The organism is Nocardia sp. NPDC003999 (assembly GCF_053604885.1).
In genome coordinates this window covers 138,673-164,214 of the sequence record NZ_JBSGIB010000010.1, presented here as the reverse complement: position 1 = coordinate 164,214, position 25,542 = coordinate 138,673, and the positions used below count along the sequence as shown (strand labels likewise).

The window sequence follows — 25,542 nt, the reverse complement described above, 5'->3', positions numbered from 1 at the left end:
CAGCCGAGATCGCGTCCTCACTCCCCAATCACCCGGGATCGGCATTACCGTGCGTTCAAAATATGATCGGCGCCGCGTTGGAGCTGTCCGGATTCTGCAGCGTCGACACACTGACGCCGAGCTTCGAGGCCAGGCCGGTGAGCGCGTCCCATGCCTTATCGCGCCGTCCTGCATGTCGTCCCATCCCTCGCGATTAGTATCGGCGGCACTCCCCTTCCTGGTGCCGAATAACGCTTGAACCTCACGGTCCAACGCTACCGATGCTGATTTCAATTGCTGCGCAACGTCATAGGCGTGCTGCCGACCACCGTCACCGCATGTGGAACGACGTTCGGCGGTTGGTCGTTGCGATCCGCGGTCAGCGCACCCCCACCGCTATCTTCAGCCTGCGGATACTCCGGATCAGCAACGGGTTGTCCCGCAGGCGCGGTGGCGTGCGTTCGGGATCCAACAGTTCGTTGTCCGCCAGTGGGCTGTCTTCGTCCTCGACGGTCCCCGGCTCGAACGGCACCAGGGTCCGGCCGTTGCCGCGCAGGGTCTCGACCGTGCGCAGCAGCGACGACGTCTCGGCGAGTGTGGCGTCGAACTTCGCGGGTTCGGCATCGAGATGTTCGCAGATCAGCTGGCGCCGGATACCGAGGATGGTGTCCCGCAGCAGGTCACCTTCCTCGGTGGCGGGGGTGACCTCGACGGCCAGGTCGCATTCGGTGTCGAAGCCCATCGAGCGGTTGTTGAGGTTCGACGATCCCACCCGCAGCAGCCGATCGTCAACCACCAGCACCTTGGCGTGGACGTAGATCGGCGCGCCCGCCTCGGTGACGGGATAGTAGACACCGAACCGGTTTTCGGTATCGGCCTTCCATAACAGATGGAGTAAGCGGCGGCGAGCCCCATCCATCGCCTGTTGCTCGAGCCAGCCATCGGCGTGACGCGGCAGTACCAGCACGATCTCCGGACCATTCGGCTCACGTAGCCGCGCGGCGATCGCCTCGGCGAGAGTGCGCGAGGCCAGGTACTGGCTCTCGATGTACAACGACCGCGTGGCGCCCGCGATCGCCGCCAGATACAGCGCCTCGACCTCCCTGACTTCGGCGCGGTCGGCGAGCTCGGGGAAGGTGCGCACGATACCGACATCCACAGACCGCATCGTCGGCTCCAACCCGTCCGGCCACAGCGTGTCACCGGCGATCTCGTCGACCGCGGCCAACTGCTGTCCCGTCGCCGCCTTCCACCGGGCCCGGGCCAATTCGCCGATCACCTTCGCCGCGTCGCCGTCGACGGCGGTGGTCGCGTCGTGCCATGGTCCGTACCGGTTGCCGTTCGGCTCGGTTCGGTAGTGGTTGTCGTCCCGATGGTCGCTGGTGTCCCAGCGATCGACGGTCATGTCGATACCACCGCAGAAGGCGAGCGCGTCGTCGATCACCACGATCTTCTGATGGTGCGCTGAACCGATCGGGTGCGCGCCATCGATTTCCAGGTGCAACCGCCGATCGGTCATCCAATTGACGACGAAGATCGGTGTCATCCCACGGCCGATCGCCGCGAACGCGCCGACATTCCACTTCAGCAGGTAGATGTCGAGATCCGGTCGCTGTTTCGGCAGCCAGGACAGGAATTCACCCAGCCGATTCGGCCCTTCGAGAGTCTTCTCCTGCGGCTCGAACTTGATCCGGGTATCGAAGTCCCAGCCGATCAGCACAATGCGTTTACGGGCCTGCAACATGGCGGACTTGGCAAAGCGGAAATAGTCCGCCGCGTCGACAATGCATGCCAGCCGGTCGGCCCGTGCGATCTGCCAGCAGGTTTCGCCGGGTATGAGGATTTGTCGCTCGTCGCTCATGGGTAGTCAGTTCTCTCGTCCAGCCGGACACCCGCACCGCAGGTGACCGATCCACAGTACTGCGCGGTCGCTCGCCTTCTCGGTGAGCATCGTCACCGCGATCCCGTTCCGCCCTGCTGGTCCGCGACTTCGAATAGCGAATGTTCGGGAAGACCTCCTGACTCCCTTGGGCTGGGATGCCGGGGTCCAGGACTGCCTGCAGCGACTCGTCCGTTCCGTGCCCCGCCAACTGGACCCGGATACGCGAATGAGGGTGGTCGCCTCCGAAGGCGAGGGGGGCGACGAGGAGGCGGCCGACTCGACCGGCGACTTCGTGCGGCACCTGCCGACGTCCATCGCCGACGTGTGGCCACCCCTGTTGGATCTCACCTTTCAGTTTCTGGGCAGCCAGGAAGCGCGCTACCGAACCGGCTTTTACGAAGACGAGATCAACGACGCGCTGGCGGCGATTCGAAATATCGCAGGATGAGAGCCCTGTCTGTCCCGATCACGCAACGCCTGGCGGGGTGGGATCGGTTCGAGCAAGACGCGTAGTCTCCGAAGGGCCGCCGGGGCGCACACGACTCCGGATGTACCGTCGGCGCGGCGACGCACCTATGCTGCGCGAAACGTCGCCTCGTTCTTCAACGCGTCGCTGCGTGGGAACACATTTTGCAGGTAGACCTGCGGGTGTATACCGAGGTGGGGTCGTAGCCGGGTTCGGCGAGTATCGCTTCCAGCATCGTGAAGGCGATGTCCTCCGAAAGTCCAATCGGTACGCCCCCGCTATACCGGTGGGCGCGGCGCCGCTGCGTGTAGACGATGTACAGCAGGTCGAAGATCGACCTCACATCGTCGGTCTCGCGCTGGTCACTCCGCCCCTTCGAATTCAGGTCGTCGTCGCCGTAGGTGCGGCGCATGTGGTCGCCGTGGGACGGCCCCCACCACTGCATCAATGCAACGCCCGGCGTGCTGCACGTATCCCGGATCAGCAAGCCACGGTAAAACTTTCGGTTGCAGAACTCGATGATGTCCGGCTCGCACCGATAGGGTTCACGGAGAAGGAAGGTGGTTATACGAACGTGTATCCGGGCGGGAAGTCACGGTGAGCGATACCAGCACCGTGGTCATCGAGGCCACCGGCGTCACCTACTATTCGCCGGAGGACGAGGCGGCGTTCTTCGGGTGGCTAGACAAGATCGCTTGCGTCGAGTCGTACTACGGACGAGTGCGCACCTTGTACCTCACCATCGATCTCGAAGCCGTCGATGAAGGCGGATTGTGTGAAATCGTCGCACTCTACCGGAGATACAACATCGACCTGAGCGAATTACGCGTCCTCGGCGCTGGCCGGGTCGGCCCCTGGTTCAGCGACCCCGATCGCTGGTGGCACGAAGGAGTCTTCGTGTAGGCCTCCGAGCCGGTCGGCCGGTTCAAGACTGCCTTCTGTGCCGAAGCCGACATAAGGGTTGCGTCATTCGATCAGAGGCAGACGGCAGTCGGGCACCTATGCGAGGGCCAGTTCCACAAGCCGACAGTAAAATTACCAAAATTGTTGTCACGTGGTTTGAGTCGCACTCCCGTACAACATCAAGTAGCCGCCGACTCTGATCTGACCAACTGATCGGTTCACGTCGACCCTGTCGTCGGGTGCTCGCAGTCCGCGAAGACGCGCGGCGTGTAGACGACGTGACCGCACATGATGCAGATGTGGGGGCGGCGAATGGCCGCCGTCCTATAAGCAGGCCAGCGACCCGACGCGTTTACGCGCCCAAACCGGGTTCGCAGGATCACCCCCAGTACTCGCCGCGCTTTTTCCGCTCTTCCACTTCGGCCAGGTATGCAGCTTCCTCGTCAGTGCCCAGTTTGTCCTCGTCGCCGAACCGGTCGGGCAGATGCTTGCACTTCTCTGGTGGTACGGCGTCGCGGCGGGCATTCCAGGCCGCGAATCCCGCTTTGATCTTCTCCAACTCTTCGGGAGAGATATCATCGTCGCCAGGGTATTCACCCGGTGCGTAGAAGGTTTTGTCATCCGATTTTTTCGGGCATTACTGGGTTACTTCCTACTTGGGCAATTCTCGCATTTGAATGATGGTATGACCATCTGGTCCAGGAAATTTGTCGACCACGCGAAACGGGTATCGCTTTCCATGGCTGGACCCGCAACGCGAACGGCCAGTGGTACGACAAGGACGGCCACCCCACCAGCCACGACCGCGACGCCTGTCCCGGCAACTGAGCCGCAATCAGCACCGAGCGCAGAACGGTGCGGCGGTCGGCGCGTCGTCCAGTCCGGCGAACTGGCGGTTGAGTCGATCTACCTCAGCCTGGCAGCGCCGCCGCCAGTTCGCCGCACAGCGCGTCGAGTTCGGATGCGGGGATCCGAGGTGCGTCCGGGGTATCGGTGTTGTGCCACGGCACATCTCGTGCGGTGTCGGATGGGCGGGTGAGGACGTGCTTGTGGACGTGGGCCACGCTCAGGCCGGCGACGAAGTCCGGGGAGACCGTGCCGTCGGGTGATCACAGTTCGCCCGATGAGCATCCGCCCCGACCCGACTCCCGTGGTTACCCCCAGTACTCGCCCCGCTTTTTGCGCTCTTCCACTTCGGCCAGGTATTCGGCTTCCTGGGGGGTGCCTAATTTGTCTTCGTCGCCGAACCGGTCGCGCAAGTGGATTCGCTTGTTTTCCGGTACAGCGTCGCGGCGTGCGTTGAATGCCGCCCATCCCGCCTCGATCTTCGCCCGTTCCTCATCGGAGATGTCGACGGGGTGCGGGTATTCACCGGGTGCATAAAACGTCTTCCCGTTGATCTCTTCCGGCATCGTTCTCTGTCCTTTCTATGGCCGGGGCACTTCGCGCATTCGAACGATGATACGCCCTGTCTCCGGGTCGGGAAATTTGTTCTCCACATAAAACGGGGTGTCGGTCTTGAACACGACTTCCAGCTCTTCGGGAACGCTGGAATGGTGGCCGATGTAGCGGCCGTCTGCCGACCAGATTTGCATTTCCACCGGCAGATCCTTCGCGGCGGCCGAGGTGGCGGACGCCGAGGTGAACGGCTTTTCGGTCACCGTTGATCCGGGCTCGTATCGTGCCAGGTCTTCCGGGGAGATGTCCACGCGCCGGGTCACAGGCCCTTCGTAGACGGGGCACTTGTCCAATGCTGCGTTCATCGCGTCGCGTTCGGCTATCTGTGCGGGTGTCAAGGGCTCGCCGGATCGGATGGCGGTGTTGAGTGGTGCACTGTTTCCGGTGTAGCGCCCGATCGTATCGATATCCGCCCGCGGTAGATCCACCTTAGGAATGCCTTCGGGGTGCTCGATCTTGGGCAGCTCGATCGGGTCCTTCTTCGGCGGCCCCACTGGATCGGGTTTGACCGGCAGGCGCCCACCCGGGAGAGCTTCCAGGTCCCGCACGTGCCGGGCGATATCCTCATCCAGCTTCACCCCGGCCGCGATCCTGCGTTCGGTCTGCCATTGCTCGATCATGAGCCGGATCGGCCGGGCATACCGCGCACAGATCGCAGCGGCACCGGCCACACCGACAGCCGCGGAGACACCGAAGGTGATCCAACTCGAGGCAATCGAGATGGCCGCGTTGATGGCCAGCTCGGTCAGCAGCGCATCCCGAATCGCCTCGAGTTGTGTCTTGAGGTTGGCGCGTAGCTCGTCCAGCGCGACACGGTGGTCGCGGCAGGATTGGGCAAGATCGTTCATCGCGGTGATCACCGATTCGGCGGAAGCCTTGACCGTGCGCAGGTCTTCATCGATGAACGCGACTTCGGGTGCGGTGAGCGAATCGAAGGCCACGGCCGCCGCCTCGAGCGCGGCCGGGAAAGATGCCACCGCTTCGGCTGCCGCAGTCCGCGCCCACGTATCGCCCGCATTGGAGATGGTCGTGGCGTTGCCGTCCGGCACGATGATGCCGATCATCTCGGCGAGCCCGATGCCCTCATCGACCAAGCCATTTCCGGGACCGCCGGCCGAGGGCAACGGGATTCGGCACACCACCACCGGAGGCAGGAACGGCGGGGGCTGGGCGGGTGGAGGCGCTGCCTCACCGATGGTTGCTTTGTGTTCGGCCAGCTCGTGGTTGTAGCCGAGGGTCTGCAATATCGTGGCGTAGTCGTGCGCGGCGGTAGCGATTTTCGATACCATGCTCAGAATGGCAGCGGCCCGATTGTCGTAGGACTCGCCCCACTTCTTCGCATCCGAATACGAGCCCGCCATATTCGTAGCCATGGCCATGTTCGGCCACTCGTCATCGATGGACATCCAGAATCGCGACGCGGCATCGGCTAACTTCTGCGCGGTGTCGTAGTAGACCGGCACCGACACGTCGAGCACGGTCACCGCGGGGCCCCGTCGCCACCGCTACCGCCACGCCCGAGGACAGCCAGATTGGCCGCCACGACAGCTTCGTACTCTTTGCGAGCGGATGCGGCGGCGGACTTCATCCTCGCGAGCCCGTCACGGATCTTCGCAGCGGCAGTGATCCACTCGGCGTGAGCCAGGGCGTGAGCTTCGGCGGCTTCACCGTTCCATGTTCCTTGCAGAGCGGCTATGCGTTCGTCTATCTCGACCAGGGAATCGGCCACAAATCCGTTCAAGCCCTCTATTCGGGCGGTTACGGATTCCAGGTGCGCGAGATCGACGCGATACTCGGTCACGGGTTCTCCCAGCGGTTTCGGTTGGATCGCGGTCAGATCGGGGGCAAGCTCAACGAGCTGTACTGGTTCGCGGCCTCCGTATCGGCGGCCGCGCTGCGGTCGACCACCACGCCCAGCAAGTCGGCCATGTCAGCCAGCGCTTCGAACACCTCGAGTGCGGCACTATGGGTCTCGTCCCAGGCGCCCGCGTATGCGCTGGCCGCCGCGCCGCGCCAGCTCGACATGAGCCCGTCGACTTCGGCACTGGCCGAATGCAACCCGCTGATGAGGGCCTGCGCGGTCTGTTGCACATAGCGCCCTGCATCGGAGACGGTTTCAGGAACCACGGTGAACGTGGTTGTGGCAGACGGGTCGTACGTCAACTGCTGTGCCCTCTCATCCCCCCACAGGATGGTTTCGAATGGTTGGACGCACCGGACAGTCATTCGGTTCCATCCAAAACTCAAACTCTCACACCGGATCTTCCGACCCAAAACCGAGTGTGATGCGCGAGCCTCGCCCGACGGACGGACCGCACGAGGGCGGCTCCGGGATCCGCAGGTCGAAGCAAGTGCCGACGAGCAAGCGCCAGAGATAATCCCAGTTTCGTAACGCTCCATGGCTCATCGAAGGCTCCGGGGTCGACTAGCCGCGACTTCTGCAATGTCGGCACGGGGCGCAGATCTCGGCGTCAGCGACCTTGCAGGCGCGCACGATGTAGATCTGGGTGTTCGATATGGTCGAAACTGCGGTCGGCGGCCGGATCCTCAGTCCGGATGGCCCGGACGCCCAACCAAGGGAAGGCGCCGCAGTGCGGGTCGGCCTTCAGAGTTCACACCGCAGCCGGCCATCGAGTGCGATGACGGTTGGCTGGTGATCAGATGGTTTCCATTGTCGACAGCCTGATCGGCACCGAATCGAAGGCTGGACCCCGCGACGCGAACCGTTAGGGGAATCGCCGTTGTACCTCGGCATATCTCGTGCGTTGCCGGACGGACGGGTGAAGGCATGCTGGTGGGCGTGGGCCGCACTCAGGCTGGCGACGAAGGTGGAGACGTGGCGACAAGTGGGTCGCAAACCTGAGGCGGACATGTCCATCGGTGAAGTTTGCCGAGAATCGCGCCCTACAAAGGATTCGGTGGCGGCGACGGAGGAAACACGACCGGCAGGGCCGCCAGTGCTCGGTGGAACGGTCCCGGGCGCCAGACGAGTTCTTCGGCCGGCACCGCCAGCTCCAGTTCCGGGAGCGCGTCGAGCAGCAGGTCGATCGCGGCCTCGACCACCACATAGGCGGGTGATCGGGCCGGGCAGGCGTGCGGGCCGAAACTCCAGGCCAGGTGTGATCGGTTGCCGGTGAGGTCACCGCCCCGGATGGCCGGGTCGTTGTCGCACGCGGCCAAGCTGATCAGCACCGGCTGGTTGGCCGGTAGCCACGTGTCCTCCACGAGGACCGGCTGACGTGGATAGGTGGTGCAGAAGTTCGCCAGGGGCGGATCGTTGAACAGCACCTCGTCCAGTGCTTCTCGGGTGGCCAGGCTGCCGCCGAGCATGCTTCATCGCCCATTCCGCGTCGATGCCTTCGAAAAGCGCTGCCACCCCTGCCGCCACCCGCTGACCCAACTCCGGTGTGCATCCGACCATCCGGTTGAGCACCTCGAAAACCAGCGGGAACGCGTACTGGGTGACGAGATCGGCCTTCCCCGACGCACAGAACGAGTTGATGAGTGGGACGGCGATCCGTTCCACGTCCTGGCGCAACTGGTACAGATCTATCCCGTCGAGGGCGTACACATGAGCACGCCGAAAGCGCTGATGCAGTTCACCACTGCTGCGCAGAACGGTCGGGTTCCACTCCATCATCGGCCTCACCGGTGAGTCGGCCGGGATACTGTCCTGCCAGTTGCGTGGATCGGCGGGAAACCGTTCGGGATCATTGAGAATTCGAAGTGCGGCAGCGTAGCCGATCACCAGGGTAGCCGGTACGCCCGGCGACAGTTCGATGGGGACCAGCGCACCGTGGCGTTCCCGCATCTCGGCATAGGCGCGATGCGGGTCGTTGGCGAATTCCTCCCCATAGATGGCGTAGCGCGGCCCCACCCCCTCCGGTGGGCTCGCCCTGGATCACCGGGCACCTGCGGACGAACGCTGTTGCGGCAACACCGGGATGTAGTGCACGGTCAAAGACGAGACTCCAATCGATCGAACCTCGCCGAGCGTGACCACCGCCTGGAGGCAGGTACGCCGATCCCGCTCGGAGAGCAGTGCTGTTCACGAACCAAATCCGCCGATTCCTACACCCGGCGATGTCCGCGTCGAGTCACCAGCAACGATGCAGGTATCAGTCCTGTGCACGGTACCGGTCTCGGGAGAGATGCACAGGCAATTCCTAGCGAATCGTTGAAAATGAAATCAACCACGGGTTCCGGCTCGCCCAGGGTCCGGTGAGTCCTGATCACCGGAACCCCGAGCACACCGGCCCGCCATATCCGTCCAGAGTCGGCGGCCGTTACGCCGCACCGGTTTCAGGACAGGCCGAGGTCGCGGGCGACGATCATCTTCATGACCTCGCTGGTGCCCGCGTAGATACGCGCTACACGCGCATCGGTGTACAAGCGCGCGATCGGGTACTCCATCATGTACCCGTATCCGCCGAACAGTTGCAGACAGCGGTCGACGACGCGGGCCTGCACCTCCGTGCAGAAGAGTTTGACGCGGGCGGCATCCGCGCCGGAGAGCGCGCCCTCGAGCAGTTCGAGCACCGCGCGATCGATCATGGCCTGGGCGGCTTCGACTTCCGCCGACAGCGCGGCGAGTTCGAACTTGGTGTTCTGGAACGAGGCGACCGGCGTGCCGAAAGCCTTGCGCTGCTTGGTGTATTCGACAGTCGCGGAGATCGCGGCGCGTGCCTGGGCGACCGAGCCGACCGCGACGGTCAGCCGCTCCTGCGGCAGGTTGTGGCCGAGATAGCCGAATGCCGCGCCCTCGGCGCCGAGCCGGTTGGCCACCGGCACGCGGACGTCGTGGAAAGACAGCTCCATGGTGTCCTGCATCTTGCAGCCCATCTTCTCCAGCATGCGGCCGCGGGTGAAGCCGGGCATCCCGTCCTCCACCACCAGCAGGGTCAGCCCGGCGCGCCGGTTGTCCGGATCGGTGGACGTGCGCGCCACCACGATCACCAGGTCCGCGAGCAGGCCGCCGGTGATGAAGGTTTTGGCACCGTTGAGCACGTAGTCGTCGCCGTCGCGCACCGCGCTGGTCCGCATCCCCGCCAGATCCGAACCGGTGCCCGGCTCGGTCATGGCGATCGCGGTGAGCAGTCGCCCCGACGCGAGCCCTGTAAACCACCGATCGCGTTGTGCGGCATCGGCATACTCCAGGAAGTACGGCAGGATGACGTCGAGCTGGGTGCGCACGGTGCCGAGCGTGACCAAGGCGCGGGCCGCCTCCTCTTGCAGGATCACGTTGTACCGGTAGTCGCGTGTCGCGCCGCCCCCGTATTCCTCGGGCAACGCGAAGCCGAGCAGCCCGAGTTCGCCCATCTCGGCGAAGATCTCGCGGGGCATCTTGCCGTCCTTCTCCCACGCGGAGTAGTCCGGCACGATCCGCTTCTCGACGAAACCCCGGACCAGCTCCCGGAATGCCTCGTGGTCGGTGGTGAACAGCTCTCGTCGCACGTCGCTCCTCCGTTCAGGACATCAATTCGACGACGGTGGCGTTGGCGGTACCGCCACCCTCGCACATGGTCTGCAAGCCGTAGCGAATTCCGTTGTCCCGCATGTGGTGCAGCATGCGGGTCATCAGTACCGCGCCGGACGCGCCCAGCGGATGCCCCAGCGCGATCGCTCCGCCCAGCGGATTCACCAGCGCCTCGTCGGCGCCGGTCTCGGCCAGCCAGGCGAGGGGAACGGGCGCGAAAGCTTCGTTGACCTCGAAGACGCCGATGTCGGCGAGGGTCAGACCCGCTTTGCGCAACACCTTTTCGGTCGCGGGGATCGGGCCGGTGAGCATCAGCACCGGATCGGAACCGGACACGGCGCCCGCGTGGTAGCGGGCCAATGGCGTCAGGCCCAGCTCGCGCGCCTTGCGCGGCGTGGTCACCAGCAGTGCGGCCGCTCCGTCGGAGATCTGCGAGGCGTTGCCCGCGTGGATCACACCGTCGTCCTGGAACGCGGGTTTCAGCCCGGCGAGTTTCGCCGCGGTGGTGCCGCGCCGGATCCCCTCGTCCGCGCTCACCACGCCCGATTCGGTGGTGACGGGAACTATCTGGTCGGTGAAGGCGCCCGCGTCCTGGGCGGCGGCGGCGCGTTCGTGCGAGCGCGCGGAGTACTCGTCGAGCCGGGTGCGATCGAATCCCCACTTCTGCGCGATCAACTCGGCGGAAACGCCCTGATTGAAGGCGAAATCCTGGTAGCGCGCCAATGCTTTCGGCCCGTAGGGGGCGCCGGAGGCCTTCGCCGCGTTCAACGGCACCCGGCTCATCACTTCCACGCCCCCGGCGACCACGAGGTCCTGCTGCCCGGAGAGCACGGCTTGCGCGGCGAAATCCAAGGCTTGCTGGCTGGAGCCGCAGGCCCGGTTAACCGTCGTGCCCGGGATGCTCTCCGGCCAGCCCGCCGCCAGCACGGCGTAGCGGCCGATATTGCTCGACTGGTCGCCGACCTGGGAGACGCAGCCCCAGATCACGTCGTCGATCAGCGCCGGATCGAGGGCGCAGCGCTCGGCGAGCGCGGTGAGCACGAGCGCGGACAGGTCGGCCGGATGCACCCGGGACAATCCCCCGTTGCGTTTGCCGACAGCGGTGCGGACCGCCCCGGCGATGACTACCTCACGCATCTCATCTCCCGTTCTCGGAATTCTCGGCGGCGCGGATCGGCGGTCGCCGGACCGTCCAGTGGCCGGTGAACCGCGGCTCACGCCGTTCGGCGAAGGCCGCGAACGCTTCCGGGGCGTCCGCGGTGGCGAAATTCAGTCCCTGCGCTCTGGCTTCGGCCGCGAGGGCTTCGCGGAGCGTCGAACCCGCGCCTTCGTGCAGCAGCGCCTTGGTCTGGGCCAGCGCGACCGGAGGTCCGGCCGCCAGGCGCGCGCCCAGATCGGCGACGAATCCGTCGATCTCCTCCCCTGGCGTCACCCAGGTCACCAGTCCCAGCTCCCGGGCCTGCGCGGCATCGATCGTCTCGGCCAGCAGCGCCAGTCGCATGGCCTGTTGCAGACCGACCAGCCGGGGCAGCAGCCAGGAGCCGCCGAGATCCATCGACAGTCCGCGGCGGGTGAAGATCTGCGCGAACGTCGATTCCGGGGTGGCCACCACCAGATCGCAGCCCAGCGCCAGATTCCAGCCCGCGCCGACCGCGACACCGGCGACCTTCGCGACGGTGGGCAGCGGAAGGTCGTGCAACAGCATCGCGACGTCGGTGAGGGCGCGCATCCGGTAGACCGGGTGGGCGTTGTCGGGCGTGGAGATGTCCGCGCCGGAACAGAACGCGCCACCCGCGCCGGTGAGCACCAGGGCGCGGACGGTGCGGTCGGCCGCGGCGGCGCGCAGCGCGTCGGCCAGCGCCGCCCAGAGTTCGGCGTCGATCGCGTTCTTGCGGTGCGGCCGGTTCAGCGTCAGCGTGCGCACGCCGTCGAGATCGTCGCGCAGCAGCACGGGGTTCTCGGTCATCGGCGCGGCCCGATCGCTCCTGATTTTCGCAGCACTTCGATATTCGCTGCGGCGCAACCGATTTCGCCGAGCACCGCGTCGGTGTGCGCGCCGAGGCCCGGCACCGGTCCCATCGGCGGCTCGAAGCCCGCCAGGATCGCGGGTGGCAGCAGGGACGGGATCGGGCCCGCGGGAGTCTCGATGCTGCGCCAGCGATCACGCTCGGTGAGCTGGGGGTGGCCGAGCACCTCGCTGGGGCGGTTGTAGCAGGAGTTGCCGATTCCGGCGTCGTCGGCGATCTTCTGGATTCGCGCCAGGTCGTGGCGCAGGCACCACGCGGCGATCGCCTCGTCGATCTCGGCGCGGTGGCGCACCCGCCCGGGGTTGGTGCGGAGTCGTTCGTCCGCGGCGAGATCCGGCCGGTCCAGGATATCGATCGCCAACCGCTGCCACTCCCGGTCGTTGGTGGTGCCCAGCACCACCGTGCGCCCGTCGGCGGTGGCATACGCGCCGTAGGGCGCCACGGCCGGTGAACTCATGCCCAGCGGCTGCTGATCCACCCCGGCGTGCCGCGCATAGGTGAGGTGGTAGCCCATCATCTCGGCCATGGTGTCGAAGAGGCTCACCGAGATCGTGTTGCCGTGGGCCGCGCCCCGGGCTCGCCCGCACAGCGCGGCCAGGATCGACAGCGCCGCGTACAGACCGGTGGTGACGTCGGCGACCGGCGGCCCGGGTTTGGCCGGGGCGTCCGCGGTGCCGGTCACCGCGCAGACGCCCGATTCGGCTTGTACGAGCAGGTCGTAGGCGCGTTTGTGGGACAGCGGCCCGCCCGCGCCGAACCCATCGATCTCCACCGCGATCAGGTCCGGATGACGCGCGGCCAGGTCGGCGGGCGCGAGGCCGAGGCGCGTGGTCGCGCCGGGCGCGAGATTCGACACCAGCACATCGGCGCGGCTTAGGAGGCGGTGCAGCAACTCGACACCGGCAGACGATTTCAGATCGAGGGTGACCGACTCCTTGCCGCGATTGACCCAGACGAAGTGAGCGGCCTGCCCCTGTACCACGTCGTCGTAGTACCGGGCGAAGTCGCCGCCGTCCGGATGCTCCACCTTGATCACCCGGGCGCCGAAATCGGCCAGGGTGCGTGTGCACATCGGCGCGGACACCGCTTGTTCCAGGGCGACCACCGTGACACCGGCCAGTGGCCCCGGCGAATCGACGCCCGTAGTGGGGCCCGTCATCAGATCACCGTGCCACCGTCCACCGGCAGCACCTGGCCGGTGACGAAGGAGGCGGCGTCGGAGGCGAGGAAGACGAACGCGCCCGCGACTTCCTCCGGTTCGGCCCAGCGGCGCAACAGGATTCGGTTGAGCATCTGTTCGGAGAACCGCTCGTCGGTGCGGATGGTGTGCGTCATCGGCGTCGCCGCGAGGGGGGCCAGCGCGTTGACCAGGATGTTCTTGCGCGCCAGCTCTTTGGCCAGCGATTTGGTGATGCCGATGATCGCGGCCTTGGCGGCCGAGTAGTTCACCTGGCCGAGCGTGCCGACGATGCCCGCGGCGGAGGTGACGTTGATGATCCGCCCGGTGCCGTCGGTGGGCAGGAAAGGCAAGGCGGCCTGTGCGCAGTTGATCGTACCCAGCGCGTGGATGTCGAACAGCCGCCGCACCGATTCCGCGGTGGTGTCGGCGAACATCGCGGGTGCGGTGACTCCGGCGTTGTTCACGACGATGTGCAGCACGCCGTCGGTGAGCCCGGCGGCCTGTTCGGCGGCCGCGGCGGCGGAGTTCCGGTCGGAGACGTCCAGGGCCCGTGCGGCGGCGACACCGCCGTTCGCGACGATCTTCTCCGCGACGGCGGCGGCCGCCTCGCCGTTGAGATCGGTGACCAGCACGGCAGCGCCCGCGGTGGCCAGCGCCTGCGCCACCGCCGAGCCGATTCCGCCCGCGGCGCCGGTGACCAGCGCCGAACGCCCGGTCAGGTCGAACAGTGTCTGCTGCGGCATCAGTAGCTCCTCGGCAATCCCAGGGCGTGCGAACCCAGGTAGTTCAAGATCATTTCTTGGCTGACGGGGGCGATGCGCATCACGCGCGCCTCCCGGAAATAGCGGGCCACGTGGTATTCCTCGGCGTAACCCATGCCGCCGTGCGTCTGCAGCGCCCGGTCGGCGGCGGTGAATCCGGCGTCGGCGCACAGGTACTTCGCCGTATTCGCCTCGCGGCCGCAGGATTTCCCGTTGTCGTAGCGCCAGGTGGCCTTGCGCAGCATCAGCTCGGCCGCGTCCAACCGCGCGAGCGAATCGGCCAGCGGGAACTGGATGCCCTGGTTCATGCCGATCGGCCGGTCGAAGACCACGCGTTCCTTCGCGTATCGCACCGCCCGGTCCAGCGCCACCCGGCCGAGCCCGAGCGCTTCGGCGGCGATGAGCATGCGCTCGGGATTCAGTCCGTCCAGCAGATACCGGAACCCCTCGCCCTCTTCGCCGACCCGGTCTGCCACCGGGATACGCAGATCATCGATGAACAGCTCGTTGGAAGTGACCGCGTTGCGGCCCATCTTGGCGATCGGCCGGATGTCGACATGCGCGCGATCGAGATCGGTGAGGAACAGCGTCATGCCGTCGGTCTTCTTGGCGACCTCGGCATAGGAGCTGGTGCGGGTGAGCAGCAGGATCTTCTCCGACTCCTGCGCTTTCGATATCCACACCTTGCGCCCGTTCACCACATAGTGGTCGCCGTCGCGGCGGGCGAATGTGGTGATGCGCGGAGTGTCCAGTCCCGCACCGGGTTCGGTGACGCCGAAGCACACGTGCAGGTCGCCGTCCGCGATGCGCGGCAGAGTCCGCCGCTTCAGCTCCTCGGAGCCGTGCACCACCACGGGATGCATGCCGAAGATCGACATGTGGATGGAGCTGGCGGCGTTCATGCCGCCACCGGAGCGCGACACCTCCTCGGCCAGCAGCGTGGCCTCGGTGATGCCCAGGCCGTGGCCGCCGTACTCCTCGGGAATGGTGATGCCGAGCCACCCGCCGCTCGCGACGGCGTCGTAGAACTCGGTGGGGAATTCGTGCGCCTGGTCCTTCTCCATCCAGTACTGGTCGTCGAACTTGCGGCACAACTCGGCCACCGACTTCCGGATCAGCTCCTGGTCCTCGGACAGCTCGAAATTCATGCCCTCGTCGTTGGTCTCACCGGACACTTCCGCACCTCCAGTTCTCGTATCGCGGCTCGCGCACCGCCCGCCGCGGCGCACGCCGGTGCGGAAGGTCTATCCAGCCCTTCCGCACCGGCGGCATCCGACGGGCGACCGCTCGGTACCGCGCGTATGGCCCTCCGCCTCCCCAGTCGAGGCGGACGACGCGCGAGCCGATCCCCGTCCCCCGGCGCGGCAGATGCACCGAGGCTCATCGGGGCGTCGGGGCCACCCCGTCGTATCGGATCTCCGCGCCCAGCACCCGATTGCCGAGTTCGTCGAGGTCGTAGGACTGACGCGCCAGCCAGAACCGCAGGAAATTGGTCAACGAATAGCGCAGGAACAGCGCCGAACCCACCACGCTTGCCGCAACCCCGCCGAGCGCGAGGGTGATGGCGTCGCGCTGGGTCAGCGCGTCGGTCGTGCCGTGCGACATGAAATAGGCCAGCACCGCGACCACCAGCCCGGCCACCATGAGCGTGATGCCGGTGCGCAGCCACAACCCCGAACGGCCCGCCGCCGGATCGGGGATCTTCAACACCTGCAGTTCGCGGACGAAACGCTCCGCGCGAGATTCGGTCATGTGGAACTTCCTAGGTAGAGGGCTGCCAATTCGTTGCGGATTCCGCTGTCTGGGTGTCCGTCCCGCACCACCCGCCCGCGCACCAGGACCGCCGCGTGATCGGCGATGTCCAGCACGGCGGCGGCGAACTGCTCGACCACCAGCACCGCGACACCCTGGCGCGCGATCTCGGCGACCTCGTCGTAGAGCCTGCCGACGACCAGCGGGGCCAAGCCCATGGACAGTTCGTCCAGCAGCAGCACGGCGGGATCGGTCGCCAGGCCGCGAGCCAGCGCCAGCATCTGCTGTTCGCCGCCGGACATGGTGCCCGCGATCTGGCCGGCGCGTTTGCCGAGGATCGGGAACCGGCTGAAGGCGATCTCCTCGATCTCCTCGCGCGACCGCCCGGTGAAGGTCATCATCAGCAGGTTGTCGCGCACGGTGAGATTCGGGAAGACGCCGCGGCCCTCGGGAATCAGGCAGACGCCCGCGCGGGCCAGGTCACGCGGATCGGCTCCGGTCACGTCGCGCCCGCCGAGTACCAGCCGCCCCGCCGCGACCGGGTGGATGCCCGCGATCACCTTCAGCGCAGTGGTCTTGCCCGCGCCGTTGGGCCCGAGCAGCGCCACCACCTGGCCGGCCGTGACGTCCAGGTCGACGCCGTGCAGCACGGTGATGGCGTCGTAGGCGGCGCGCACCTCGCGCAGCGCGAGGAGTTCGGCGGGGCTGGACGACGGTGTCTCCGCGATCGTTTCGATTGCGCTCCGCACGCTCATATGTCTCCCAGATAGGCCGCGAGGACAGTCTCGTCGGCGCGGATGACCGACGGCGGTCCGGAGGCGATCACCTTGCCGAGATCGAGCACGAACACCTCGTCGCAGACGTTCATCACCAAGCCCATGTCGTGTTCGACGAGCAGCACCGCGGTGCCGTCGTCGGCCAGCGAGCGCAGCAGTTCACCGAACCGCTCGGTCTCGGTGTGATCTTGGCCCGCGGCAGGCTCGTCGAGCAGAATCAGGCTGGGCCGCGCCGCGATGGCCCGCCCCACCTCCACCAGACGACCGGTGCCGGTGGGCAATTCGTCGGCGGAAGCGTCGGCGATCTCGTACAGACCCAGCCGGTCGATGATCTCGGTGACGATCCGGGCGGCGTGTCTGCGCTGCGGCCCGAGTTCGGCGGCGACCAGCAGGTTGTCGCGCACGCTCAGCCTGCCGAACAGCTCGAGCCGCTGGAAGGTGCGAGCCAGGCCGTGCCGGGCCCTGCGGGCCGGGCCGAGCCGGGTGACGTCGGCGCCGTCGAGCGCCACGCGTCCCTTGGTCGGCTTGCGCAGGCCGCAGATCACGTCGAACAACGTGCTCTTGCCCGCGCCGTTCGGGCCGATCAGTCCGGTCACCGCGCCGCGTTCGGCGCGCAACCCGGCGCCGTCGAGGGCGCGGTTGCCACCGAAAACGACGGTCACATCGTCAACTTCCAGTAGCGACGGCACGATCGAGCACCTCCTCGTCCTCGGAGCTCCACGGTCGCCGCAGACCCCACCACTCCACCTGTGTTTCCGCCGGATCCGGCGCGGGCCGCGTCCGCACTCCATGCCAGACGCGCGCCGCGACCGCGGCCACCACCACGCCGAGGGTGAAGCCCCAGCCGTTGACGACGTCGATCAGCCGCAGCCCCCACAGCCCCAGAATCACCAGCACCAGCGATGGTGCGACGATCCGATCGCGCAGCATCGGCAACCAGTCTTCGCGCATCTTCGCGATCGCCCCGTCCTTCAGCACGCCACCGCCGAAGGCGATACCGCCGAGCGCGGGCAGCACCTGCGCCAGATTCTGCAAGCCCGGCCACAGCACAGGGATCACGTTCAACGGTCCGGCGAAGACCGCGCCGGTGAACAGGCCCGCACCGACCGTACCGAGACCGGCGATGGTCACGATGAGGAAGATCGGCAATCCGGCCACCAGATTGAATTGTTCGGGCGCGACGGCTCGCACCTGCATGCCGTACAGCGCGCCGCCGAGCCCGGCGATGGCCGCCGACAGCGCGAAGACCAGCACGCGCGCCGCGAGCAGGCTGCCGCCGAGGGTGGCGTAGGCGGCCTCGCTGTCGCGCAAGGCGATCAGCCGACGCCCGAATCGGCTGCGCCGCAACAACGCCACCGCCAGGCCCGCCACCGCCAGGCACACCGCGGCGAAGACGGTCACTTCGGCGGTGGTGTCCAGGTTCAGCCCGAACAGATTCGGCCCGGCCAGTGACACCGAGCCTTGGTCGAACAGCGCGATTCGCACGCCGAGGATCTCGAAGGAGGGCAGGGTGAAGATCCAGCGATCCAGGATGACCGCGAACGCCGCCGTCGCCAGCGCCAGGTACACCCCCGACAGCCGCAGCGCGGGCACCGCGACCGCCGCCCCCACCACTCCGGCGATGCCCATCGCGGCGAGCAGTGCCCACCACTGGCCGTCCGGGCCCAGATGCGCATAGGCCACCGCGCCCACACCGGCGAGACTGAGCTGGCACAGCGAGATCTGGCCCGCGAAACCGAGCAGCGGCACGTACGACAGCGCGATCACGCCCCAAGCGAACATCGCGCCGTAGGTGATCAGGTCGGATTCGGTGAGCATGGTCGCGAGCATCAGGCCGAGCACCACCACGGCGGCGGCGAACGCGACCGAACCGTTGCTCGAGGGCAGCGGCACCGGGCTGAGTTTCCGGTCGCGACCGCGCAACCTGCCGTGCGGGAACACCAGCAACGCCACGAACAACAGCAGCGCGGGAGCCGCCAGCCGGAGACCGGGCAGATAGTCGTTCTGCGGGAGGTACCCGGTGAGGTAGCTCTCCAGCAGCCCGACCGCCACGGCACCGGCGAACGTCATGGGCAGGTTCCGCAGCCGCCCGAAAATGGCGGCCGTGTAGGCGCTGACGATCAGCAGCGACAGCTGCGCGGCATCCAGCGCCACGGTCGGCGCGATGAGGATGCCGCCGATCGCGGCCAGCTCGATGCCCAGCATCCAGGCGATCCGGTTCGCCCGCCGTGGATCGGCGCCGGTCAGACCGACCAGCGCGCGGTCGTCCACGGTGGCCCGCATCTCGGCACCGATTCTGGTGCGGTACAGCAGGATTCGAAGTCCCACGGCGACCGCCACGGCCACGGCCATGGTGAGGGCCTGATGCCAGGTGATGATGACCGGGCCGAGGTCGATCGGCGGCTTGTCCGCGAAGAATCGGGTGAGCGAACGCGATTCGTTGGGGTTCCAGATCCAGCGCGCCAGCACGATGAGGCCGCTGAGCAGGGCGATCGTCATCACCAGTTTCTCGGCGTCGCCGAGTCCCTGGGTCGGCGCCAGCGCCTTGCCGAACAGCAATCCGAACAGCGGCGCGAAGACCAGCAGCACCGCGACGATCGCCACCGGCGTCGGCCAGCCCCAGCCGATGGTGAGCTGCCAGTAGACGAACGCCGAGATCATCCCCGCGGCGCCGTGCGCGAAGTTGAACACGCCGGTCGTGGTGTAGGTGAGCACCAGGCCGCTGCCGATCACGGCATAGATCGCCGCGGTGCTGAGGCCGACGATCCCGAAGGCGATGAACTGCTCCATCAGCGCGAATACTCCGTCACTTCAGGTCGCTCATGCTCTTGCCGACGTCGGCGAGCGTCAGCGGCTTGCCGAAATCCCGGGTGTACTTGTACGGGGTGAAGCCGCAACGGAACACGCCGTTGTTCGGCTCGAAATCCGCCGTCTTCCAGCCGTCCGGCGTGGCCTGCTGAACGTTGAAGCATCGGGTCTGCTCCGACAGCGGCCGGGACAGGTCGACCGGAGCCTGCAAACCGCCCCCGGTCCATGCCGTCTCCTTGTGCGCGGCGTTGTACACACACGCGCGGGTGAGGTTGTCGCCGCAACTGGTCGCCGACTTCGCGAACAGCAGCCACGACTGGAAGGCCCGCAGCACCTGGAAGGTGATGGGACTGCTGGGCGCGTACTGCTTGAACAGATCTTTCAGCTGTTGCACCGCGGGCACCTGCGCGGCCGCGTCCAGCGGGGCGGTGCCGCTGAGGTCGGCATAGTTGTTCTGGCTCGCCAGCGACCCCTTCGCGACGTCGAGGAACGACTGGTTGTAGGAGTTGGCGTTGGCGTCGATCCAGTCCAGCTTGTAGTTCATGCTGGTGAGCACGTCCTGCAGTTTGGCGAGGTAGCGGAACTCGCCGAAGAAGATCAGGCCCTTGACGTTGTTCGCCTTGATCGCTTGCGCGTATGGCGTCCAGTCCGAGACGCCGGCGAGCGGGTAGAGGTCGTTGTAGACGATCTTCGCGCCCGCCGCCGTCAGCGATTCGGTCATCTTCTCGCCCATGACCTTGGTGATCGGCGAGTCGCCGTTGATCATCCCGACCGCCCCCGCCGAACCCGGGTAAGCCTCTTTGATCAGCCAGTCCTGGAATCCGGTGTACGGGTTGACCGCCTCGGAGGCCGACGATCCGCCGCCCAGCTGAAGATCGGAGCCGGTGTTCGCGGTCTGGGTGACCTGGGCGGGGAACTCCGGCAGCAGGCACGACAGCCGGTCCTTGACACCGAGTCCGTCCAGCGCCGCGCTGCCGCCGACGAGCGCGAAGTCCTCCCGGCAGGACTCCAGCATGCGCTGGCGCACCTCCATGAGTTTGGTGTCGCGCAGATTGGTCACCAGCTTGCGCCCGTTGATGCCGCCCGCGGCGTTACACCAGGAGGTGAACACCTTCGCCGCGTCGACGAGGTCGGGATTCTTCGTGAAACCGATGTCGGAGAAGACCCCGACCTCGATCTCGGTCGCTGTAACACCTTGCGCCGAAGCAGTTTTCGCGTTCCCCGGCTGACAGACACTGGTCAGGTCGCCGAAGTTGCCCGAGGCGGCCGGGCCGGAACCCTCGCCGGTTCCGCGTCCACCGCCCTCACGCCCACAGCCGGCCACCAAGAGCGCGATCGCCAGCGCGGCAACGATCATTCGCTGCGGTTTCACCGTAGTTCCTCCTCCATGGGCCCCTCGGCACTCGATCGGTTGTCCATGCCGTCGCCGACATCTCGCCCATTGCTCGTCGATGAGCAGCAGGTGCCCAGGGGCACACTCGCTGTCAGGGAAACTATCTTCTCAGATTCGGATAATCAATATCTGCTCTTTGGAGAGTGGCATCCGCTACCGGCTCCGAGGACGCTCGCCGCCCGAGCCGCAGCCCGGTGCGGGGACACCCGGCTCGATCCGCGTTGACAGTGTCGCGACCGCATGGAAATCTACTAGTTGATTTTGAGAATGATATTCTCATTTTGAGGTAAGGAGGCGCATGTCACACTTCACCAAACCGGCGGCGGGGAGCTGGACGCAGAACTACCCCGAGCTGGGTACCGAGCCGGTCGACTACACCGACTCCATCGATCCCGCGTTCTACGAGGACGAGCGTCAGGCGATCTTCCGCAAGAGCTGGCTCAACGTCGGCCGAGTGAATCGGCTGCCCCGGGTGGGCAATTACTTCACCAAGGAACTGGCCTGCATCGGCACCTCGCTGATCGTCGTCAAGGACAACGACGGTGTGGTGCGCGCGTTCCACAACATCTGCCGGCATCGCGGCAACAAGCTGGTCTGGGACGACTACCCGGGGGAGGAGACGGCGGGCACCTGCCGCCAGTTCACCTGCAAGTACCACGCCTGGCGCTACAGCCTGAAAGGCGAGCTGACCTTCGTCCAGCAGGAGAAGGAGTTCTTCGACCTGGACAAGGACAAGTTCGGTTTGAAGCCGGTGCGCTGCGAGGTGTGGGAAGGCTTCATCTTCGTCAATCTCGACGACAACGCCAAGCCACTCACCGAATACCTGGGTCCGCTGGCCAAGGGTCTCGAGGGGTACCCGTTCGACCGGATGACCGAGGTCTTCAGCTACCGGGCCGAGATCGGCAGCAACTGGAAGCTGTTCATCGACGCGTTCGCCGAGTTCTACCACGCGCCCGTGCTGCACCAGAAACAGGCGGTCAAGGACGAGGCCGACAAGCTCTACGGCGTGGGATACGAAGCGCTGCACTACGAGATCGCGGCTCCGCACTCGATGATCTCGTCCTGGGGCGGGATGGCTCCGCCGAAGGACCCGACGATGGTCAAGCCGATCGAGCGCGAACTGCGCAGTGGCCTGTTCGGCCCTTGGGACCGGCCCGACATCGAGGGCTTGGAGCCGCTGCCGGAGGGCATCAATCCGGCCCGGCATCGCGCGTGGGGCGTCGACGAATTCGAGTTCTTCCCGAATTTCTCACTGCTGTTCTGGGCGCCGGGCTGGTACCTGACCTACCACTACTGGCCGACCGCCGTGGACCGGCACATCTTCGAGGCGAGCCTGTATTTCGTGCCCGCCACCAACGCCAGGCAGCGGCTGGCCCAGGAACTGGCCGCGGTGACCTTCAAGGAGTACGCGCTGCAGGACGCGAACACCCTCGAGGCGACCCAGACCATGATCGCCACCCGCGAGGTCACCGAGTTCCCGCTCAACGACCAGGAGATCCTGCTCCGTCACCTGCACAAGACCGCTCAGAAGATCGTCGAGGAGTACCGCGATGGCCGCGCCCACTGATCGCCCGACCGACCAGGCGAACACCGCCCCGCTGCCCGCCGAATTCACCGACCTGGCGCAGTTCTCGGATTGGGTCCTGGCCACCGAGCCGGAGCGCTACGCCAAGCGCCTGGCCTCGTCCATGGACGAGATGCAGCGGCTGTACGACACGGTGTTCCCGCGTCTGCCATCCGCCCTGGACTACATCGACAAGTACGACTGGAACGATCTGCCCGACGAAGTACGCAACCTGTTCCATTTGTTGCAGTCGCTGGTGATGGTGTCGTTCCCGGTCGAGGTGTGGAAGCAGCCGCGGGTGCCGGATTCCGGTGCGGCCTACCTGGATATCGTCCGCGAGCCGGTGGTCTGACCCGTGGCGACGCTGACACTGAAGGCGGCCGGTCTGCTCGACCTCGACACCGGCGCGATCGTCCGGCCCGGCGTCCTGCGCATCGAGGACGACCGGATCGCCGGTGTCGGCGGCGCCGTCACGGGCGAGGTCGTCGATCTCGGTGACCTCGTCCTGCTGCCGGGCCTGATGGACATGGAGGTCAACCTCCTCATGGGCGGGCGCGGGGAGACCGGCCTGGCCTCCAGCGTCAAAGACGATCCGGCGCTGCGGGTGCTGCGCGCGGTGGGCAATGCCCGCCGGACCCTGCGCGCCGGTTTCACCACCGTCCGCAATCTCGGGCTGTTCGTGAAGACCGGCGGCTATCTGCTGGACGTGGCGCTGGGCAAGGCGATCGACGCGGGCTGGATCGAGGGCCCGCGCATCGTGCCCGCCGGGCACGCGATCACCCCGACCGGCGGGCATCTGGACCCGACCATGTTCTCCGCCTTCGCCCCCGACGTGCTGAAGCTGACCCTCGAAGAAGGCATCGCCAACGGCGTGGACGAGGTGCGCAAGGCCGTGCGCTACCAGATCAAGCACGGCGCGCAACTGATCAAGATCTGCGTCTCCGGTGGCGTCATGTCGCTCACCGGTGCGCCGGGCGCGCAGCATTATTCGGACGAGGAACTGCACGCGATCGTCGACGAGGCGCACCGGCGCGGCCTCAAGGTGGCCGCGCACACGCACGGAGCGGACGCGGTGAAGCACGCGGTGCGGGCCGGCATCGACTGCATCGAGCACGGTTTCCTCATCGACGACGAGGCGATCGATCTGATGGTGGAGCACGGCACCTGGCTGGTGCCGACCACCCGGCTGGCCGACGCCATGGACGTCTCCGAAGCGGATCCCGCACTCCAGGCCAAGGCGGCCGAGATGTTCCCCAAGGCCCGCACCTCCGTGCTGGCCGCCTACAAGGCGGGCGTGAAGATCGCCGTCGGCACCGACGCGCCCGCGATTCCGCACGGGCGCAACGCCGACGAGCTCGTCGCGCTGGTCGAACGCGGGCTACCGACGCTCGAGGTGCTGCGGGCCGCGACGGTGGCCTCGGCCGAACTGGTCGGCGTGCACGACCGCGGCCGGCTCGCGGAAGGGTTGCTGGCCGACGTCATCGGCGTTCCCGGCGACCCGGTGCGCGACATCACCGTCACCCGCGACGTGCGATTCGTGATGAAAGGCGGAAAGATTCATGTCCAGAAGTGACGACCTGCTCGAGATCCAGCAGGTGCTGGCGCGGTACGCGGTGACCATCACCAAAGGCGACATCGAGGGCCTGCTCGCGGTCTTCACGCCGGACGGCACCTACAGCGCCTTCGGCGACACCTACGCCCTGGACCTGTTCCCGGAACTGGTCGCCGCCGCGCCGAAAGGTCTGTTCCTCACCGGCACACCGGTGCTCGACATCGACGGCGACACCGCCACCGGCACCCAACCGCTGTGCTTCGTCGAGCACAGCACCCACGACATGCGCATCGGGTACTACACCGACACGCTCGAGCGCACCGCGGACGGTTGGCGGTTGAAGACGCGCAGGATGACGTTCATCCGCCGCAACGGCGACCACGACTCCGGGATCCCGCATGCGTTCGAGCGTTCCAAGGCATGAGCGCCGACCCGAATCACGATGTCGCCACCTTCCGGTCGGCTCTGCGCGCCTGGCTGGAGGTCCACGATCTGACGCCCGGCCCGGATCACTCGCTGGACGGGCAGGTCGAACAACTGCTGCGCGTCCGGCGTGCCCTGTACGACGCGGACTGGATGCGCTATGGCTGGCCCACCGCCGTGCGCGGCCGGGGTGGGCCGGCCGCGCTGCGCGCGGTGCTCGGTGAGGAGATCGCCTCCCGCGACCTGGCCGAGCCCGGCATCTATTCGATGATCGAAGTGCTCGCACCGACGGTGATCTCCTACGCGCGACCGGAATTGGCCGCCGCCACGGTGCCGCTGCTGCTGTCCGGCCGCGAACAGTGGTGCCAGGGATTCTCCGAACCAGGGTCGGGCAGCGACCTGGCCTCGCTGGCCACCAAAGCGACGTCGCGAGGCGGCGACTGGGTCGTCAGCGGTCAGAAGGTGTGGACCAGCCTGGCCCAGTATGCCGCTCGCTGCGTGCTGCTCACACGCACGGGACCCGGGCACGACGGCATCACCGCCTTCTTCGTGGATATGGATTCCCCCGGCATCAGCGTTCGCCCGTTGCGCACCATGCACGGCGTGGACGAGTTCGCCGAAGTCTTCCTCGACGACGTGGCAGTGCCCGCGGATCGGATGCTGGGCAAGCCCGGTGACGGCTGGCGGGTGGCGATGGATCTGCTTCCCTACGAACGCTCCACCTGCTTCTGGCACCGGATCGCCCACCTGTTCACGCGGCTGGACCAAGTGCTGGCGCAGACCGCGATCGCCGACGACGCCGACCTCGGCGCCGCGTATCTGGCGCTGCACACGGTGCGGTGCCGCTCCCACGCGACGCAGCGGCGCCTCGCCGACGGCGCCCGGCTGGGCGCGGAGACCTCCATCGACAAGGTGCTGCTGGCCACCGCCGAGCAGCGGCTGTTCGACACCGCGCGCGAGCTGCTGCCCGGTGCGGTGGAACTCGCCGATTCGCCGTGGCGCACCGAGTTCCTCTACTCCCGCGCGGCCACGATCTACGGCGGCACCGCCGAGATCCAGCGCAATATCATCGCGCGCCGCCTGCTGGACCTCGGAAAGGAGTGAGCGTGGCCGAATCCGGTCCCGACCAGGCCGAAATCGGC

The 25,542-nt window shown here is 66.7% G+C and carries 26 protein-coding genes and 1 pseudogene; 7 read left to right on the top strand and 20 right to left on the bottom strand.

Annotation, left to right across the window (positions count from 1 at the left end; all coding sequences use genetic code 11):
• Nucleotides 1-358: 358 nt before the first annotated feature.
• Entirely contained in the window at nt 359-1,840 is a 1,482-nt protein-coding gene (locus tag ACWESM_RS21145) for a phospholipase D-like domain-containing protein (RefSeq protein WP_452493311.1), read from the bottom strand.
• A 247-nt stretch (nt 1,841-2,087) separates the two neighbouring features.
• Between ACWESM_RS21145 and ACWESM_RS21140 the strand changes: the two genes are divergently transcribed.
• The gene (locus tag ACWESM_RS21140; RefSeq protein ID WP_452493309.1) at nt 2,088-2,309 is read left to right on the top strand and encodes a hypothetical protein; all 222 of its coding nucleotides are present in this window, start codon (nt 2,088-2,090) and stop codon (nt 2,307-2,309) included.
• Between the two features lie 154 nt (nt 2,310-2,463).
• Here ACWESM_RS21140 and ACWESM_RS21135 read toward each other — a convergent pair whose 3' ends face one another.
• Complete coding sequence (locus ACWESM_RS21135) at nt 2,464-2,739, bottom strand: hypothetical protein (protein WP_397277510.1); 276 nt, start codon at nt 2,737-2,739, stop codon at nt 2,464-2,466.
• 185 nt (nt 2,740-2,924) lie between these two features.
• Here ACWESM_RS21135 and ACWESM_RS21130 point away from each other — a divergent pair, with 185 nt between their 5' ends.
• Nucleotides 2,925-3,230: a hypothetical protein gene (locus tag ACWESM_RS21130; RefSeq protein ID WP_397277508.1), complete on the top strand. Its 306-nt coding sequence runs from the start codon at nt 2,925-2,927 to the stop codon at nt 3,228-3,230.
• Nucleotides 3,231-3,609: 379 nt separating this feature from the next.
• Here the strand turns inward: ACWESM_RS21130 and ACWESM_RS21125 are convergent, their stop codons facing one another.
• From ACWESM_RS21125 to ACWESM_RS21040, 18 genes and pseudogenes are all read right to left on the bottom strand, one after another.
• Complete coding sequence (locus ACWESM_RS21125) at nt 3,610-3,789, bottom strand: hypothetical protein (protein ID WP_452493307.1); 180 nt, start codon at nt 3,787-3,789, stop codon at nt 3,610-3,612.
• A 352-nt stretch (nt 3,790-4,141) separates the two neighbouring features.
• Nucleotides 4,142-4,294, bottom strand: coding sequence for a hypothetical protein (locus ACWESM_RS21120; RefSeq protein WP_397277504.1), 153 nt, complete (start codon nt 4,292-4,294; stop codon nt 4,142-4,144).
• Between the two features lie 90 nt (nt 4,295-4,384).
• A complete protein-coding gene (locus ACWESM_RS21115; RefSeq protein ID WP_397277502.1) occupies nt 4,385-4,642 on the bottom strand; it encodes a hypothetical protein in 258 nt (85 codons plus the stop codon).
• Between the two features lie 15 nt (nt 4,643-4,657).
• On the bottom strand, nt 4,658-6,172 hold the full coding sequence (locus ACWESM_RS21110; RefSeq protein WP_452493304.1) for an ADP-ribosyltransferase: 1,515 nt from the start codon (nt 6,170-6,172) through the stop codon (nt 4,658-4,660).
• Nucleotides 6,169-6,489, bottom strand: coding sequence for a WXG100 family type VII secretion target (locus tag ACWESM_RS21105; protein WP_397277498.1), 321 nt, complete (start codon nt 6,487-6,489; stop codon nt 6,169-6,171). Before ACWESM_RS21105 ends, ACWESM_RS21110 begins: the two co-directional genes overlap by 4 nt.
• 32 nt (nt 6,490-6,521) lie before the next feature.
• Nucleotides 6,522-6,851, bottom strand: coding sequence for a WXG100 family type VII secretion target (locus ACWESM_RS21100; protein ID WP_452493301.1), 330 nt, complete (start codon nt 6,849-6,851; stop codon nt 6,522-6,524).
• A gap of 741 nt (nt 6,852-7,592) precedes the next feature.
• A pseudogene (locus tag ACWESM_RS21095) lies at nt 7,593-8,593 on the bottom strand (cytochrome P450).
• 397 nt (nt 8,594-8,990) lie between these two features.
• Nucleotides 8,991-10,142 carry an acyl-CoA dehydrogenase family protein gene (locus tag ACWESM_RS21090; RefSeq protein WP_452493299.1) on the bottom strand — a complete coding sequence of 384 codons (1,152 nt, stop codon included), beginning with the start codon at nt 10,140-10,142 and terminating at the stop codon, nt 8,991-8,993.
• A gap of 13 nt (nt 10,143-10,155) precedes the next feature.
• Entirely contained in the window at nt 10,156-11,301 is a 1,146-nt protein-coding gene (locus tag ACWESM_RS21085; RefSeq protein WP_452493297.1) for a thiolase family protein, read from the bottom strand.
• A 1-nt stretch (nt 11,302) separates the two neighbouring features.
• Nucleotides 11,303-12,130, bottom strand: coding sequence for an enoyl-CoA hydratase/isomerase family protein (locus tag ACWESM_RS21080; RefSeq protein ID WP_452493295.1), 828 nt, complete (start codon nt 12,128-12,130; stop codon nt 11,303-11,305).
• Nucleotides 12,127-13,350: a CaiB/BaiF CoA transferase family protein gene (locus tag ACWESM_RS21075; RefSeq protein ID WP_452493293.1), complete on the bottom strand. Its 1,224-nt coding sequence runs from the start codon at nt 13,348-13,350 to the stop codon at nt 12,127-12,129. Before ACWESM_RS21075 ends, ACWESM_RS21080 begins: the two co-directional genes overlap by 4 nt.
• Nucleotides 13,350-14,114 (bottom strand): SDR family NAD(P)-dependent oxidoreductase, encoded by a 765-nt coding sequence (locus ACWESM_RS21070; RefSeq protein WP_452493291.1) that lies wholly within the window; start codon nt 14,112-14,114, stop codon nt 13,350-13,352. The genes ACWESM_RS21075 and ACWESM_RS21070 overlap by 1 nt, the downstream gene beginning before the upstream one ends.
• A complete protein-coding gene (locus tag ACWESM_RS21065; protein WP_452493406.1) occupies nt 14,114-15,280 on the bottom strand; it encodes an acyl-CoA dehydrogenase family protein in 1,167 nt (388 codons plus the stop codon). Before ACWESM_RS21065 ends, ACWESM_RS21070 begins: the two co-directional genes overlap by 1 nt.
• Nucleotides 15,281-15,512: 232 nt before the next feature.
• Nucleotides 15,513-15,884 carry a hypothetical protein gene (locus ACWESM_RS21060; RefSeq protein WP_452493290.1) on the bottom strand — a complete coding sequence of 124 codons (372 nt, stop codon included), beginning with the start codon at nt 15,882-15,884 and terminating at the stop codon, nt 15,513-15,515.
• Nucleotides 15,881-16,639 (bottom strand): ABC transporter ATP-binding protein, encoded by a 759-nt coding sequence (locus ACWESM_RS21055; protein ID WP_452493288.1) that lies wholly within the window; start codon nt 16,637-16,639, stop codon nt 15,881-15,883. The genes ACWESM_RS21060 and ACWESM_RS21055 overlap by 4 nt, the downstream gene beginning before the upstream one ends.
• Complete coding sequence (locus ACWESM_RS21050) at nt 16,636-17,349, bottom strand: ABC transporter ATP-binding protein (protein ID WP_452493286.1); 714 nt, start codon at nt 17,347-17,349, stop codon at nt 16,636-16,638. Before ACWESM_RS21050 ends, ACWESM_RS21055 begins: the two co-directional genes overlap by 4 nt.
• Nucleotides 17,327-19,450: a branched-chain amino acid ABC transporter permease gene (locus tag ACWESM_RS21045; protein WP_452493284.1), complete on the bottom strand. Its 2,124-nt coding sequence runs from the start codon at nt 19,448-19,450 to the stop codon at nt 17,327-17,329. Before ACWESM_RS21045 ends, ACWESM_RS21050 begins: the two co-directional genes overlap by 23 nt.
• Nucleotides 19,451-19,466: 16 nt before the next feature.
• Nucleotides 19,467-20,825: an ABC transporter substrate-binding protein gene (locus tag ACWESM_RS21040; protein WP_452493404.1), complete on the bottom strand. Its 1,359-nt coding sequence runs from the start codon at nt 20,823-20,825 to the stop codon at nt 19,467-19,469.
• A gap of 334 nt (nt 20,826-21,159) precedes the next feature.
• Between ACWESM_RS21040 and ACWESM_RS21035 the strand changes: the two genes are divergently transcribed.
• The 5 genes from ACWESM_RS21035 to ACWESM_RS21015 are packed head-to-tail and all read left to right on the top strand — an operon-like array spanning nt 21,160 to nt 25,504.
• Nucleotides 21,160-22,428, top strand: coding sequence for an aromatic ring-hydroxylating oxygenase subunit alpha (locus ACWESM_RS21035; protein ID WP_452493282.1), 1,269 nt, complete (start codon nt 21,160-21,162; stop codon nt 22,426-22,428).
• Complete coding sequence (locus tag ACWESM_RS21030; protein ID WP_452493280.1) at nt 22,412-22,777, top strand: hypothetical protein; 366 nt, start codon at nt 22,412-22,414, stop codon at nt 22,775-22,777. Before ACWESM_RS21035 ends, ACWESM_RS21030 begins: the two co-directional genes overlap by 17 nt.
• A 3-nt stretch (nt 22,778-22,780) precedes the next feature.
• Complete coding sequence (locus tag ACWESM_RS21025) at nt 22,781-23,998, top strand: amidohydrolase family protein (protein ID WP_452493278.1); 1,218 nt, start codon at nt 22,781-22,783, stop codon at nt 23,996-23,998.
• Nucleotides 23,985-24,401: a nuclear transport factor 2 family protein gene (locus ACWESM_RS21020; protein WP_452493276.1), complete on the top strand. Its 417-nt coding sequence runs from the start codon at nt 23,985-23,987 to the stop codon at nt 24,399-24,401. Before ACWESM_RS21025 ends, ACWESM_RS21020 begins: the two co-directional genes overlap by 14 nt.
• Nucleotides 24,398-25,504 carry an acyl-CoA dehydrogenase family protein gene (locus ACWESM_RS21015; protein WP_452493274.1) on the top strand — a complete coding sequence of 369 codons (1,107 nt, stop codon included), beginning with the start codon at nt 24,398-24,400 and terminating at the stop codon, nt 25,502-25,504. The genes ACWESM_RS21020 and ACWESM_RS21015 overlap by 4 nt, the downstream gene beginning before the upstream one ends.
• The last annotated feature ends 38 nt before the right edge of the window (nt 25,505-25,542 follow it).